Source organism: Algibacter luteus, from assembly GCF_900141715.1.
Taxonomy (GTDB): Bacteria; Bacteroidota; Bacteroidia; order Flavobacteriales; family Flavobacteriaceae; genus Arenitalea; species Arenitalea lutea.
This window is the reverse complement of the sequence record NZ_FQYK01000010.1, coordinates 65,854-81,684: the sequence shown is the minus strand read 5'-3', so window position 1 is coordinate 81,684 and position 15,831 is coordinate 65,854. Positions and strand designations below refer to the sequence as shown.

7 protein-coding genes are annotated in these 15,831 nt (G+C 35.5%); 4 read left to right on the top strand and 3 right to left on the bottom strand.

Going from position 1 to position 15,831, the window contains the following annotated elements; translation table 11 throughout:
- A partial coding sequence (locus BUA46_RS14325; RefSeq protein ID WP_178313110.1) for an HYR domain-containing protein occupies nucleotides 1–8,662 on the bottom strand: 8,662 nt, incomplete at its 3' end.
- 302 nt (nucleotides 8,663–8,964) lie between these two features.
- Between BUA46_RS14325 and BUA46_RS14320 the strand changes: the two genes are divergently transcribed.
- The 4 genes from BUA46_RS14320 (at nucleotide 8,965) to BUA46_RS14305 (ending at nucleotide 13,328) form a co-directional block, all read left to right on the top strand.
- The gene (locus tag BUA46_RS14320; RefSeq protein WP_019388522.1) at nucleotides 8,965–9,450 is read left to right on the top strand and encodes a SixA phosphatase family protein; all 486 of its coding nucleotides are present in this window, start codon (nucleotides 8,965–8,967) and stop codon (nucleotides 9,448–9,450) included.
- Between the two features lie 124 nt (nucleotides 9,451–9,574).
- Nucleotides 9,575–11,641: a polyphosphate kinase 1 gene (gene ppk1 / locus BUA46_RS14315; RefSeq protein ID WP_019388523.1), complete on the top strand. Its 2,067-nt coding sequence runs from the start codon at nucleotides 9,575–9,577 to the stop codon at nucleotides 11,639–11,641.
- A 1-nt stretch (nucleotide 11,642) separates the two neighbouring features.
- Nucleotides 11,643–12,548, top strand: a complete 906-nt coding sequence (locus BUA46_RS14310; RefSeq protein WP_019388524.1) for a Ppx/GppA phosphatase family protein — start codon at nucleotides 11,643–11,645, stop codon at nucleotides 12,546–12,548.
- Nucleotides 12,549–12,737: 189 nt separating this feature from the next.
- Complete coding sequence (locus tag BUA46_RS14305) at nucleotides 12,738–13,328, top strand: porin family protein (RefSeq protein ID WP_019388525.1); 591 nt, start codon at nucleotides 12,738–12,740, stop codon at nucleotides 13,326–13,328.
- On the opposite strand, the gene BUA46_RS14300 is transcribed toward BUA46_RS14305, so the two are convergent.
- A complete protein-coding gene (locus BUA46_RS14300) occupies nucleotides 13,325–13,906 on the bottom strand; it encodes a MiaE family protein (RefSeq protein ID WP_019388526.1) in 582 nt (193 codons plus the stop codon). The two genes, BUA46_RS14305 and BUA46_RS14300, sit on opposite strands and share 4 nt — an antisense overlap.
- Before the next feature lie 44 nt (nucleotides 13,907–13,950).
- On the bottom strand, nucleotides 13,951–15,684 hold the full coding sequence (gene dnaX / locus BUA46_RS14295) for a DNA polymerase III subunit gamma/tau (protein WP_019388527.1): 1,734 nt from the start codon (nucleotides 15,682–15,684) through the stop codon (nucleotides 13,951–13,953).
- Nucleotides 15,685–15,831 lie beyond the last annotated feature (147 nt).

The window sequence follows — 15,831 nt, the reverse complement described above, 5'->3', positions numbered from 1 at the left end:
AACTATCTGTATCATTACTTACAACGATGTCTGCTGGACAGGTAATCGCTGGTGCTTGAGTATCATTAACTGTGACATCAAAGCTACATTGGGTCTTGTTTCCTGCAGCATCCGTTACCTCATAGGTCACTGTTGTTGTGCCTAATGGGAAGGTTGATCCTGAAGCTGGACCTGATAACAATGCGGTTGTTGCACCTGCACAATTATCTGTACCTACTGGAGCAACATACGTTACTACAGCATCACAACTATCTGTATCATTACTTACAACGATGTCTGCTGGACAGGTAATCGCTGGTGCTTGAGTATCATTAACTGTGACATCAAAAGAAGAGGTCGCTTTTAAACCAGCTGCATCTGTTACTTCAAACGTATTAGTTGTTGTTCCCACAGGGAAGGCAGAACCAGAAGGTAATCCAGCTATTTGTACCGTTGTAGCACCAGAACAGTTATCTGTTCCTGTAGGTGCTGTATATATTATGTTTGCGGAACAAGTACCCGCATCCACATCTTGGTTAATATTACCAGGACATGTAATAGTTGGAGCTATATTATCAATAACGGTAATGGTTTGTATAAGATTAGTTGTTAACCCAACACAATCCGTTAAAGTATAAGTTCTCGTAACTATATAAGGACTTGAAGTAGTACCAAGCCCACCATTATTAGTATCAGCAACCGTTACAGTTACAGGTCCACCACAATTATCAGCTTCATCGGTCACTGCAGCCGTATCCGCCGCAGGAACATCTGAAATACACTGGTAAGAAGCATCAGCAGGAGTGGTTCCTGTAGGAGCAATAGTATCTTCAACAGTAATAGTCTGCACAGCTGTATTTGTATTACTACAAGTATCAGTCGCCGTCCAAGTTCTTGTTATTGTATATACATAATCTGTACATGAGCCATTACTAGTTTGTGTTGAACTATCTGTATATGTAATAGTAACAGCTCCACAAGCATCACTGCCAGTTGCAGTTCCAGTGGCTGTGGGATCTGTGGAATCTCCACATTCTACAGTTGAATCAACTGGAACAGAAATAGTAGGATCCGTTGTATCTCGAACTGTAATATTTTGAGATGCACTTGAAGTGTTTCCACAAGCATCCGTCGCAGTCCAAGTTCTAGTTAAAGTATATAAGGTAGGGCAAGAACCAACGGTTGTTGTCTCAGATAATGTTAAAACTGGTGCAGCATCACAAGTATCTGTTGCAGTAGGTGTTGCAGCAACAGGAATATTATCGCATTCTACAGTAATATCACCTGGTACTCCGCTTAATACGGGATCAGTTGTATCAACAATAGTAAACGTAGCATCTTGAGTAATTGAGTTTCCACAAGCATCAGTCAGCGTAAATGTTACTGTTTCAGAGCCTGTTGCACCGCAGAGATCACTTAATCCTGTGCTATTATTAGTAATTGTTGGAGCGGATGCGCCACAATCTTCACCAGAAAAGCTTGTTAACCAAGCAGCAAAAGCACCACTAGGATCAGTAGTTCCATCACATTCAACTGAAGCATCCGATGGCGTATCAATCCAAGTTGGATTTGTAGTATCGATAACATTAATTGTTAGGGTTGCTTTAGCTTCATTACCACATTCGTCTGTAGCTGTATAAGTACGAACCAAAGTATATTGATTATCACAACTTCCATCTGTTCGAACTTCATCATAAACGACATCTACTAGACTACAATCATCAGTAGCTGTTAATATTGGTGCCGCCTCAACGTCTTGGCACTCCATAGTTACTGTTTTAAAAGTATGCGCACTTGTATAATTTCCAATACAGGCAAATTCTATATTGTGCTGCCTCATTGTTGAAGGAACATTTGCGGTTATCGCTTCGGCTCCAACTCGAAATGAATAGGATGAAGCATCCATATTTCTTGTAGATATATTGATTTGAGGATTGGTGTTCGCAGTTCCATTATAGGTTATTGGACCGGAAGTAGCTACCAACCATGGGTCTTCTTGTGTTATTGTAAGTTCAGTTGGGTCGTTTACGGTATAACTTGTGGTTAACTCCGTCCAATTTACTTCTCTATAATTATTAGTTCCATCAATATCATTAAAATTAGTACTAAATTCCGGTAAAGATTTTGGCGTAGATGTTCCAGCCTCAACAAAATCAATTCTATATTCAACATAGGCTCTATCACCAACATTAGTCAATGCGAAGCGTGTTTGAGGTTTTAGTGCATTTGGTCCGTTCGAATTATCGTCTAGTACAGGAATTGTTGCATTAACTATATCTACTATTGTTAATAGGGCATCAGCTCCAACATAAACATTTGGAAACCTGAATACTTCACCTTGTAAAAACGTAGCATTGTTACCATCGCCACTTTCTTCGCTATAAGATGTAAAAGTTAACACAGGAATATCTTCACAAAGTGATTGTTCATTACTTGCTGTTGAATGGAAACCAAGTATTTCAGGACTTATATTATCTACAATACTAAAAGTTGCAGTAGTTGTTGCTGAGTTCCCATGGTCGTCTGTCGCTGTAAATGTAACAGTTGCAGATGCATTACTTCCGCATGAAGTAACTAAACCTGTATAATCATTAGTCCAAGTTAATGTTCCACAATTATCAGTAGCTGCTGCACTTCCATTGGTAGCTAACCAATTATTTAGTTCATCGTTATTTCCTAATCCATCACATTGTACTGCTAAATCAAATGCCGCAGTATCAATTACCGGAGCCGTATTATCAATAACTGTAATTTGATGCGGAACATCAATATAATTTCCACAATCATCAGAAACTCGGTAAATTCTAGTTAATACATAAGGACTAGTAGTTGTACCAGCACCACCATTATTCGATTCTGATAAAAATGCTACTGTCACGTTCGATGAACAGTTATCCGATTCCCCAGTAACCACATTCGGGTCTGCTGCGGGAATTGTGCTAAAACATTGCACAGTAAGTGGGGTAGTGTCACTAGCAGTTGGCGCTGTTGTATCAATAACATTTAATGTTTGTACATGAGAAATACTGTTAGCACCACAACAATCTGTGGCTGTCCAAGTTCTTGTTAATGTATAATTGGAATCGCAAGACCCATTTGTTCTTACTTCATTATAAGTTACGGTTGCCGTTCCACAATTATCTGTTGCTGTTAAAGTAACAGGCGCTGGCACCGCGTTACACTGATAGGTACCATTTACTGGAAGCGTTGACGTCCAAGTAGGATCGGTAGTATCTGTAACGGTTAAAGTTGCTGTATCATAATCATCCTCAGCTATGTTGTTGTTGTCAGGCGTTGAATCTAAATCAAATCTTTTACTACTAATTATTTCTGCTTCATTTGTAGTAAGCGAACAACTAGCACTTGCTGTTGCTGCAATTTGAATTTGAATTGAAGCATTTATACCAAGCGTGATACTACTTAAATCCCATACACCCGTGCTACTATCGTAAGAAGTAGAAGGAGGAATGGTTGAATTTGTAGCATTGTATGCTAATTCTGAAGGTAATAAATCGCGTAATTTTATACCAGAAGTTGTGAATGGCCCAGAATTAAAAATGGTTATTGTAAATGTCACAATATCATTTATTTGTGGTGTCGTATTATCAACTGTTTTAGTAATACTTAAATCTGATAAACATGCCACAAATATGGTGCTTTCTAAAAAGTCTGCAATTGTAGAGGTATCGGTATCAGCAGGCGTGGTATCATATGTTGAACCAGTAACTCCAGCAGCAATAACTAAACCGTTTGCATCAACAACAGGTACGCCTGAACCCCAAATACCATCGAAATCAGGATCTACGGTTGCATCATTATAAGCTTCCATGGCATCGTTACAACCATCACCATCACTATCTAAATCGAAATGATTTGGAATTCCATCGTTATCTATATCTAAATTAGCACAAATACCAAAGGCATTTAAGGTGCAAAAATCTGGATCTAAATAATTTGATAAGCCATCACCATCGTCATCAGCATTTGGGTTTGCACCATAGGATTCGTCAGTATCTAAAATCCCGTCATCATCATCATCTAAATCAATCGCATCTGGGACTGTATCACCATCAAAATCTTCAACACCACCATCTCTATAATCTACATCACCACCCGAAAACACATCTGAATCTTCATCTGGAAAATTATCAAATTGAGTATCATCTAAAGTTCCATTAGGGTCTGCATAAGTATCTAATAATTCGAACGTATTATCCAATCCATTAGCTCCTACGGTATTATCAGTTTTTCCATCATTATCACCGTCAGCAGCAGCTCGCGTTGCTCCAGACTCAGCGATATCGAAAAGAAAATCACCATCAGAATCTAAATCTAAATAATCTGGCGTATAATCTGAATCAGTATCAACTGGTACAATTGGTGTTCCGCCGCTATCAATATCAAATCTGTCGTTAATTCCATCACCATCGGTGTCCAATAAGCTACCTAAAGGCGCTACATAACCAATGGTTGGTTGGCCTTCAACAATATCCGGGATAGCATCATTATCAGAATCTAAATCTTGAAAGTTTTTTATAAGATCACCATCGGAATCTGGCACGGTTAAGGGTGTTCCTCCAAGTAATACATCTGCATTTCCACCGGTGTTATCGAATAAATCAATAGCATCGGCAATACCATCAGAATCTATATCATTTGAAGTACCAGGACCGTATATACCGTCGCCGTTAGCATCGTTACCTCCAGCTTCAATAACATCAAGTATTCCATCGTTATCAGAATCTAAATCTAAATAATTAGGTAAACCATCTCCATCGCTATCTAAAGGTGAAATACCCGTGGGTCCGACTAATGTCGGAACTCCATTTGCATCTACCTCGAATAACGCCGCATTAGGTGGTGGAAGTTTATCCGTTGTAGTTAAAATACCTGTTCCAGGCATACCGCTATTATCGTAATCAAAAGTACCACCAGCATCTGTATGATCTGGAATACCATCGCCATCAGAATCTAAATCTAATAAATTTGGGATACCATCGTTATCAATATCGGTATCTGCTGCTGCTTCTTCTACGGTATCTAAAATACCATCATTATCATCATCTAAATCTAAATAATCCGGGATTAAATCGAGATCGGTATCTTGTCCATACCATTCTCTCCAGTCTCTATCGCCTCCTGGATTTTGCGGATCTGCATCTGGTTGAGAATTTGGTGTTTGATTGTTATTGGTTCCATTTAATGTATTGGTTTTTCCATTAATTAAATCGAATTCATCTGCTAATCCATCGCCATCTGCATCAGTAAATTTAGTTGGGTCAACCATTCCGTCGTTATTTAAATCTAAAACGTCGGCATCTGCTGTATTAACAATATTATTTTCTCTTATATCTTTTATTCCATCACCATCTGAATCCACATCTAAATAATCAGGATTCATTCCACCGTCAATATTTACATATCCAATAGCAGTACCGCCGTTATCAACATCGTAAGCGTCGTCTAATCCATCACCATCGGTATCTGTTCCTGCTGGTGCGATATATGCAAATGTTGAAGAGCCTTCGGTATTATCAATAATTCCGTCGTTATCGGCATCAATATCAATAGTATTATTTAATCCATCACCATCTGTATCTTGATAGAATCCTGAACCACCAAGCACATTGCCTGTAAAGTCAGGGTCGTTGGTATCTGCAAGTCCATCAAAATCTTCATCGTTAGGAATTCCGTCTCCAACAATACCGTTATTATCGGCATCGAGTACATCAATATTTCCTTCTACTGTGTCTGGAATACCGTCGTTATCAGAATCGATATCTAAATAATCTGGAAAAGCATCTGAGTCTGAATTTCGTCTAACCGGAAAAGTAGGTTCCGCATCAATGGTATCAAACCATCCATTAATATCTATATCAAAATAACCATCAATGAGGCCATCATTATCTGCATCATTATACATGATATTATCAGAGAATGCTTCTTTCGTATCTGTAATTCCATCATTATCAGAATCTACGTCCAAAAAGTCGTACATTCCAGCAGAAATATCCGTTGATTCATCAGAGTTTAATGGAAGAACCGCCAAAGCGCCGCTATCAGCAAAAGTTTCAACTTCATTAGCTAAACCATTATTGCCATAGTTTGAAGTATCTACTAATCCGTCGTTATTCGCATCTTCAAAACCAGCCTCTAAAACATCAGGTATACCATCGTTATCAGAATCTAAATCTAAATTGTTTGGAACACCATCACCGTCGCTATCCGCACAACCAGTATCTACAAAATATAGTTCAACAGCATCAATAAAATTTCCTTGAGTTGCATTACCAGATGCCGATTGTACCCAAGTAAATGTTAATCGAGTAACGGTTTGGCCAGCCGGAACGGTATATGTACCCGTATGTTTAGTCCAAATTGAAAAAGGGTGAGAGGTGAAATTTCCTTGACTTATCGTACTACCCGGGGCACCAATTTCTAGACTTACAATATCTTCATTAGCACTATTTTTAAAACCTACTCTTTTTCGATGTGCAAAAGACCATTGTAATACATCGCCTGGAGTGGTAATAATATCTTGATACAACCCATTGTTTGATGAGGCATTTACTTCTGCCCATTGGCTACCTGAGTAGGCTTTTCCATCCCTATCATGTCCCGCACCGTTTCTTAAGTTGTGTGCATTATTCCAAATTTCTAAATGGCTGCTAGTATCAGTACTTTCCCAATTGGGAATATTACTTTCATCTCCTTTCCATATCCCAGGATAACCGGCTACGACATCTGTAGGCCCCTCATCTAAGCCAGAAGATACAATATTTACAGCTTCAAAATCGGCATTCAAAATACGTGGTTTGGCTACTACGGCACATTCAATGGTATCTGGGATACCGTCATTATCATTATCTAAATCGTATATATCTCCTGTTCCATCATCATCCGAATCTTGTAATACCATTACTGTTACTAGTGCGGTGTCACAAAAACCTTGGTCATCACAAATTTGGTACTCGAAAGAATCGGGACCATAAAAATCAGGATTAGGAATATATGTAATATCACCAGCAAAATTAATAATTAATGTACCTCCTGTTGGTTGTAATAAAGGGCTATCATTATTAAGTGTCGTTTTGTCTATATCATCATCAAGATCAGTATCATTAAATGTTACCTTTAATTTTACACCAGTGCTACTATTTTCTATAATTTCACCCATGTCATCATCTATCGCACAAGGTTGTGCATAAATGGTAACATAACTTTCAGTTATCGTACAACCAGCAGCAGGTGAACCGGTTAATTTATAAGTTCCTGGTTTTGTAATTATAGCGTTTTCGCCGATAAATTCTTGAGTACCATCTAAAAATTCGCCATCTAGAGTAGTATAAACATAATAAGCACCGTTATAAGGATTTAACGGTGACAATTGTAGTTGCTCTGCTTCACATAAAAAATGACCAGGTGCTTCAACATCAATGGTGGTATCTACCAAAGGAGACGCTAAAAACTCATAAGGTCCTGCAAAATCTTTTAGGTTTGATGTAAAAGATGCTGAAGACCTTGATTTTACTAATATTTTTTTAAACGGAGGGTCACAAGGATTGCTATTAGCTACACTTGGGTCTACACCTAAAACAGATAAATTTATACCTACTTCGGCAAAGGCTCCGTTGTCATAAGTGAACGATGGTTCGCCACCACTAAATGTTTTCCATGGTGGGCCCGATACATTTCCAGGATTACCTGAATCGAATTTTCCACCAGGTGGAATTATTACTTGGGCGTATCCGTATGTCGATCCATTTGAATCTCCATCACATTCTGCGCCCCAACTAAATCCTGCCGGGGTTACATTTTCAAAATCACTTCTTTTTACCCATATTCTTAGCTCAACACCTTGGATAGTAGATCCTGAATACGCAAATCCGGCAACTAAATCGCCATAGCCAGTAATATTACCACTGCCATCAAACGACCAAGCTGTATGTCCTCCTTGTAAATCATCACCAGACTCTTGAAAACCACCGGCGCCATTTAAGGCTAAATCAGTTGTAAATAATTCAAAATCTACATAGTGCGTTCCGGTGTTTCCTAAAGTAGATACCGCCATATCTAGCCACATGTTTTGACCCACGGTACTACCTTCTCTACGTATGTGTGCGTATACATCTAATAAATCGACAGTACTTGTTGGTGAACCTGTATTATCAACCACCCATGTAGTTTGTGGGTTATCACCATTTTTACCACTACTTCCTGCAAAGGAAGTAAAGTCATTTGATCCACTTAAATTTACATGATCTCTACCATAAATAGCATCATAAAGCAAGTAACCATCAACTACTTGATATTGGTTGTATTTAGATCGTGCTGTAAAAGCTTGATTTGATTTGGCATTTGTAATGGCTGTCCACGCGGCAGTTTGACTTTCGTCAATCATACCGTTACCGTTTGGACCTTGAAACCAGTCATCAGAAACCGAATTAAAAGCACCTGAATAGGTATCAGCCTTTATACTAAAGTTGGCTGCTTGCCCAGGATTTTGTGCGTTAAGTTGGTTAGTATATAATCCCAATAAGAATAATACGGCTACGAGCCATACTACATTGGGTTTGTTTTTTATTGTTTTAAAAGAATGAATGAAAAGCAGATTTAAAAAAGCACCAAGGGATTTTTTAAAAACAGTAGACATGCTTTTAATAAGATTGCAATTTGTATTCATAATTTCGTAATTTTCCTTCATTATAAAATGTGTCGACAATCGACATAAAAATTATTTGTTATATTTTAGATTATAGAATGACCTGTAAATCATGTGTTTAATGATTTAAAAGCAATTAATTCTATAATTGAATGAGGGAATAGCACGAATATAAATGCCGATAGATAATTTGAGTGAACTCGATTTGGGGTCATTATTCTATTATTTTAGTGAGCCAAAATATATATTTAATCCGAAAAAACCAACATTTTATCGATAATTGTTGTTTTTTATCGATGAAAAATGCATTTAAACGATGTTTTATGAAAAGATTAATTTTAGTTAGACACGCGAAATCTTCTTGGGAACATCCGGTTGATGATCATGCTAGACCACTGAAAACAAGGGGTTTTAAGGATGCTGCCTTTGTCTCTAAAGCATTAAACAAACTGGATTTAGACATAGACTTGGTGTTATGTAGTGATGCGGTGCGAACTCGAATGACATCTGAAATTTTCATTTCTGAACTCAATATTAATCCTGAAATCGTAATATTGAATCATGATTTGTACGATTTTTCAGGAAATGATTTGATTCGAACAATAAAATCCTGCGATACCACTGTGAACACCTTAATGGTTTTTGGACATAATCATGCGATAACCTATTTTGTTAATACTTATGGCAGCACTTTTATAGATAATGTTCCAACTAGTGGAGTGGTTATTATTGAGTTTGATATTGATAATTGGAATGCATTAAAACCAGGAATAACGCAAAACACCTTTTTTCCGCGTAATTTTAAATAAAAATTATTCATCTTAAATATTTTAAATAATTGTTGAAATTTTATAACAGCTTAAGCATTTAAAGGCATTGTTTTTCTAGTAAATAGAATATATTTGTTTTGTAGTAAAATTAAAGAGATAATTAATGTCGAAAACTGAAATTTCAAACAATAATAGTTACATAAATAGAGAAATTAGTTGGCTTCAATTTAATGCAAGAGTTTTGCAAGAAGCTGCAGATGAAACAGTTCCATTAATTGAAAGACTTCGGTTTTTAGGTATTTTTTCGAATAATTTAGATGAGTTTTTTAAAGTAAGATATGCTACTGTAAAACGCATTGTTGAAGCAGGTAAAGGCGGTAAGAGTGAATTAGGTGGCATAAAAGCTAAAGAATTACTAGAAATTATTACCCAAATTGTAATCAAGCAACAAAGTGAAAGTGTTGAAATTTTACGCATAATAGACCAAAGTCTTAAAGATGAAAACATTTATGTTATAGATGAAACTCAAATTGATGACATACAACATGAATTCATTAAAGAATATTTTATTAAAACTGTAAGTCCTGCGCTTGTTACCATAATACTCAATGACTCCGTAGTTTTACCCAATTTAAAAGATAGTGCTGCTTATCTAGCTGTAAGAATGCTTATGTCTGGAGACCAAAAGCAATTTGCACTTATTGAAATCCCTAAATCTGTTAATCGATTTGTTGAACTTCCTAAAGAAGGTGATAAAAATTTCATCATTATGGTGGATGATTTATTACGCTACTGTTTGGAGGATATTTTCAATATTTTTAATTACAAATCTATTTCAGCTCATATGATAAAAATTACCAGAGATGGTGAGTTAGATTTTGAAAGTGATTTAAGTAAAAGTTTTATTGAAAAAATTTCAGATAGTGTAAAACACCGTCAAATAGGCGAACCTGTTCGATTTGTATATGATAAAACGATACATAAAGAAACCCTTAGGTTTTTAATGACTAAAATGGGCATTGATACAACCGATAGTATAATTCCTGGCGGGAGATATCACAACAGACGAGATTATATGAGTTTCCCGAGTTTAGGGAGAACAGATTTACTTTATTCTAAAATTGAGCCACTACCAATAAAAGGGTTAAGTTTAAAAGACAGTATTTTTGAAGCCATAGCCAAGAAAGACTATTTACTGCACGCTCCTTACCAAACTTTCGCATATGTTGTGAAATTTTTAAGAGAAGCCGCGTTAGACCCTAAAGTTAAAACCATAAAAATTACAATTTATAGACTTGCTGAAATTTCACATGTGGCGAGTTCGCTTATAAATGCGGCTATTAACGGTAAATCTGTAACGGTTTCTATCGAACTAAGAGCACGGTTTGATGAACAAGCCAATATTGATTATGCCCAACAAATGGAAGATGAAGGCGTTAATTTAATTTTTGGAGTAGCAGGACTTAAAGTGCACAGTAAAATGTGTGTGATTGAGCGTGAAGAAGGAAAAAAACTAAGACGCTATGGTTTTATAAGCACTGGTAATTTCAACGAATCAACAGCAAAAATTTATACTGATTATACGCTATTCACATCAAATAAAAAGATTTTAAAAGACGTTGATCAAATTTTTAGCTTCTTTGAAACTAATTACAGAATTTATAAGTATAAACATCTTATTGTATCACCTCATTACACTAAAAGTGCTGTTTTTAAGTTGATAGACAAAGAAATTGAAAATGTGAAACAGGGTCGAGAAGGGCTTATTCGATTAAAAATGAATAGTATTTCCAGCTATCCCATGGTTGATAAATTATATGAAGCCAGTAGAGCAGGGGTTAAAATTCAAATGATTGTTAGAGGGCTTTGCTGCTTAATTCCTGGTATAAAAGGCATGAGCGAAAATATAAAAGTAATTAGTGTAGTAGATAAGTTTTTAGAACATTCTAGAGTTTATATCTTCGGAAATAATGAGAATTCCAAACTTTATATTTCTTCGGCTGATTGGATGACCAGAAATATTGAAAATAGAGTAGAAGTAAGTTGCCCAATTTATGATGACGACATTAAAAAAGAAATCATCGATACATTCAATATCAGTTGGAATGATAATGTAAAAGCGAGATTATTAACTGATTCCCAAGAAAATGAATATCTAAAAAATGATAAGGAAAAGGTAAGATCTCAATTTGCTACTTACGACTATTACCTTAAAAAAATAGAAGACTAGGATGCTTTCAATAAAAAAATATGCTGCGATAGATATTGGTTCGAATGCTGTAAGATTACTTATTTCAAATATCATTGAGCAAAAAGGAAAACCAGTTCAATTTAAAAAAAACTCCTTGGTTCGTGTGCCCATTCGTTTAGGTGCCGATGTGTTTATAAAGAATAAAATTTCTAAAGAAAACACGCAACGCGTTCTCGATACCATGCTGGCGTTTAAATTACTAATGAAATCGCATAAAGTAGTTAAATACAAAGCTTGTGCAACTTCTGCTATGCGAGAATCAGATAATGGCAAAAAAGTAGTTGATTTAGTTTTAAAAGAAGCCGGAATTATTATCGATATTATTGGTGGTGAAGAAGAAGCAGCTATAATCGCCGCAACAGATTTAAATAAATTTATAAACCCCGATAAAACCTATTTATATGTTGATGTTGGTGGTGGAAGCACCGAGTTTACCATTATACATGAAGGCAACCAAATCACGTCTAGATCGTTCAAAATTGGCACTGTAAGGTTGTTAAATGATATGGTTAAAAAAGAAACTTGGCAAGAACTTCAAGATTGGATTGGTTTACATGCCAAAAAATACCATAAAATTGATGTTTTAGGTTCTGGTGGTAACATTAATAAAATCTTTAAGGTCTCTGGAAAAGCCATGGGTAAACCCCTTTCATATTTTTATATGACATCGTATTATAATATGCTTCAAACCTATTCTTATGAAGAGCGTATTACAGAGCTTGATTTAAATCAAGACAGGGCCGATGTTATTATTCCTGCTATGAGAATTTACCTTTCTGCGATGAAATGGAGTGGTGCAAAAAACATATATGTTCCTAAAATAGGACTTGCAGATGGTATCATTAAAAGCATCTATTACGATACAGTTTCTAGCAATACACAGTAAAATTATGCACTTTAGCTTGTATAATTGTCTTATTTTAAATTTATAATATATATTCGTAACCGCATAATTACTATTAATAACAACCCAAATCTATTAATAATGACATAGCCTATAGTATTCGTGTTGCTTCAACTTCCCTAATATTTTGGCAAATTGCATCTGATAGATTTAATTTAATAATACAAACAGATGAAAAAATTATTACTATTTACAATACTTTTTGGTTTTTCATTTTATGGATTTTCTCAAAATGAAGACACTATTGTAGTTACAGATTCTACAGAAGTTAAAGAACCAGGTTCTTCATCTTTGGGCTTAAAATATGGTGTTAGAGGTGGATATACTATTTCGCATTTAGACTTTGAAGGCACTCCAACAATGGATAACAAACATCGAAACAGTATGTATGTTGGTTTCTTTGCTAATATTGGATTATCAAGAACTTTATCTTTAGTTCCAGAGATTCAGTTTTCCGCTGAAGGCGCTGATGCTGAACCTCTTAATCTTGATTATATACAAATGCCTGTTTTGCTTAGATTTAGAATTAACGAAAAGTTTCACGCAGGTTTTGGTCCACAAATGGGACTAAAAGTTCATAAATACGAAGACGGTATGAAAAACTTAGCATACTCTGCGGTTGCCAGTGTAGATTATAAAATTAACTACGCGCTTTTCGTAGATGTTAGATACAACTATGGTATTAGAAATGTTTTTGATGAAATCTCTGGTGTCGTAGCTAAAAATAGAAATATTCAGCTTGGTGTTGGTTATAAATTTTAACCGTGTATCGCCTCTGAAGTTCCAAGATTACTTATAATTTTACTCTCATATTCAAGAAGTTGCTGCCATTTGGTATCAACTTCTTTTTTATTTCCATATTTTCGAGCAAACCCAAGAAACATAGTATAGTGGTTAGCCTCACTTACCATAAGATTTCTGTAAAAAGTAGCCAATTCTTTATCTTCTAATTCTTCAGATAGTAATCTGAATCGTTCACAACTTCTAGCTTCAATAAGTGCTGCGTATAATAAACGATGTACTAATTGCGTCGTTCGGCTTCCTCCTTTCGGAAAAAATTTAAGCAATTCAATAACATAATCATCACGTCTATCTCTTCCTAAAATCCAACCGCGTTCAAGAATCTTGTCGTGTACCATTTTAAAATGACTAATTTCTTCTTTAACAAGTGCTACCATTTCTTGTACAAGTTCAGTATACTCCGGAAAACTAACAATTAGAGAAATAGCGGTACTGGTTGCTTTTTGTTCGCAAAAAGCATGATCGGTAAGTATTTCTTCAATATTCTTTTCAACAATATTAACCCAACGCGGGTCCGTAGGTAATTTAAGTCCTAGCATGGTTTTAAATTTATAACTATCTTATTGTATTATATATCAATGACTTAAACATCTAAGTCGAAAGTTTTTCTTAACATATCAATACTTGGATTTTTTTCTTTTAATTTCTCAAATTTCTCCAAGGTTGTATAAGCATATTGCTTTTCCATTACTTCGTTTACTGTTATAGATAAATTGATATCGAAGTTATTTAAAGTCTTTCTTATATAACCCAAAAGATCATATTGTTGGCGCTCAAGTTCAACTTTATTGGTTGCATTAGGAAATTCTAAATGTGCAGTGGTATCTGTTACTTTAGGCGTGTCTATAGATAAAATTGAAGCCAAATTGTGCTTACCATCGTCACGCAATTTCTCGATATAATCGTTCCAAACTTGTATAAAATCTTTTTCTGTAAAGGGTTCTTTCGGCAAATCTTCCTCATCAATAACAACATTCATTTGTTTTATTTGATGCTCTTTTTTAGCCTTTAGGCTGCTTAATGAAAGTCCCGACGTGCGCTTGTTTTCTTGTTTTAAAACAATTTTAGGTGGATCTTTGACTTGAAATTGTTCAACCACTTCAGATATTTTTTCTTTGGGCTCTGGCGTTTCTGTTTTTGCTTCCGAAGTAGAAGTAGCTTTTTCAACTTTATTAGGTAAAGTTACTGGAATAGGCGTTATACCTTTATTTTTAAAGTACGACGCAGGAATTATGTAGTTTTTGCTATTTTTTTTTTCTCCATCAAAAGTGATAGAGGCAAGCTGCATAAGGCATAGTTCAACAAGTAAGCGTTGATTTTTACTCGTTTTGTATTTAAGATCGCAATCGTTAGCAAGATTTATACCTTGCATGAGAAACTCTTGAGAAGCTTTTTTAGATTGCTCTAGATATTTGGTTTTGGTTTGGTCGCCGACTTCTAATAACGCTATAGTTTCTTGGGTTTTACTAACCAACAAATCTCTAAAATGCGACGCTAAACCTGCTATATAATGATGCCCATCAAAACCTTTTGCCAGTGTCTCATTGAATTGGATTAATAATTCCGGGATTTTATTTTCAAGTATTAAATCGGTGCTTTCAAAGTACGTTTCGTAATCTAAAACATTTAAATTTTCTGTTACTGCTTGTCTGGTTAGGTTTTTACCCGAAAAACTAACCACTCTATCAAAAATAGAAAGGGCGTCTCGCATCGCGCCATCAGCCTTTTGAGCAATGATGTGCAATGCATCATCTTCAGCAGTTATATCTTGCTCCTCAGCGATGTATTTTAAATAATTTTTAGCATCGGTTACCGTTATTCGCTTAAAATCGAAAATCTGACAACGTGATAATATAGTTGGTATAATTTTATGCTTCTCAGTAGTTGCTAATATAAAAATACAGTGTTTTGGGGGCTCTTCAAGTGTTTTAAGAAAAGCATTAAAAGCAGCTTGAGATAACATGTGTACCTCGTCAATAATATAAACCTTGTATTTGCCTATTTGTGGAGGGATACGAACCTGGTCTGTTAAATTTCGAATATCATCAACTGAATTGTTAGAAGCGGCATCAAGTTCAAAAATATTAAACGCAAAATCTTCATCGGTAGCCTCCGTACCATCGCTATTAATCATTTTAGCTAAAATACGTGCACAGGTTGTTTTGCCAACACCGCGCGGACCAGTAAACAATAAAGCTTGTGCTAAATGATTGCTTTCAATGGCATTAAGTAAGGTGTTTGTAATAGCCTGCTGTCCCACAACGTCTTTTAACGTTTGCGGACGATATTTTCTAGCCGATACTACAAAGTGCTCCATTGTTTTTGGTAAAGTAACAAAGTTAAAAATTCAGTTTTGAATTAGGAATTTTGAAGCTATAATTTAATAGGAGTTATTAACAAAAATAGACCATTAAACTAGAGCTCTATTTGGATTTGTAAATTAATATTTAGATATTTGTCTAAA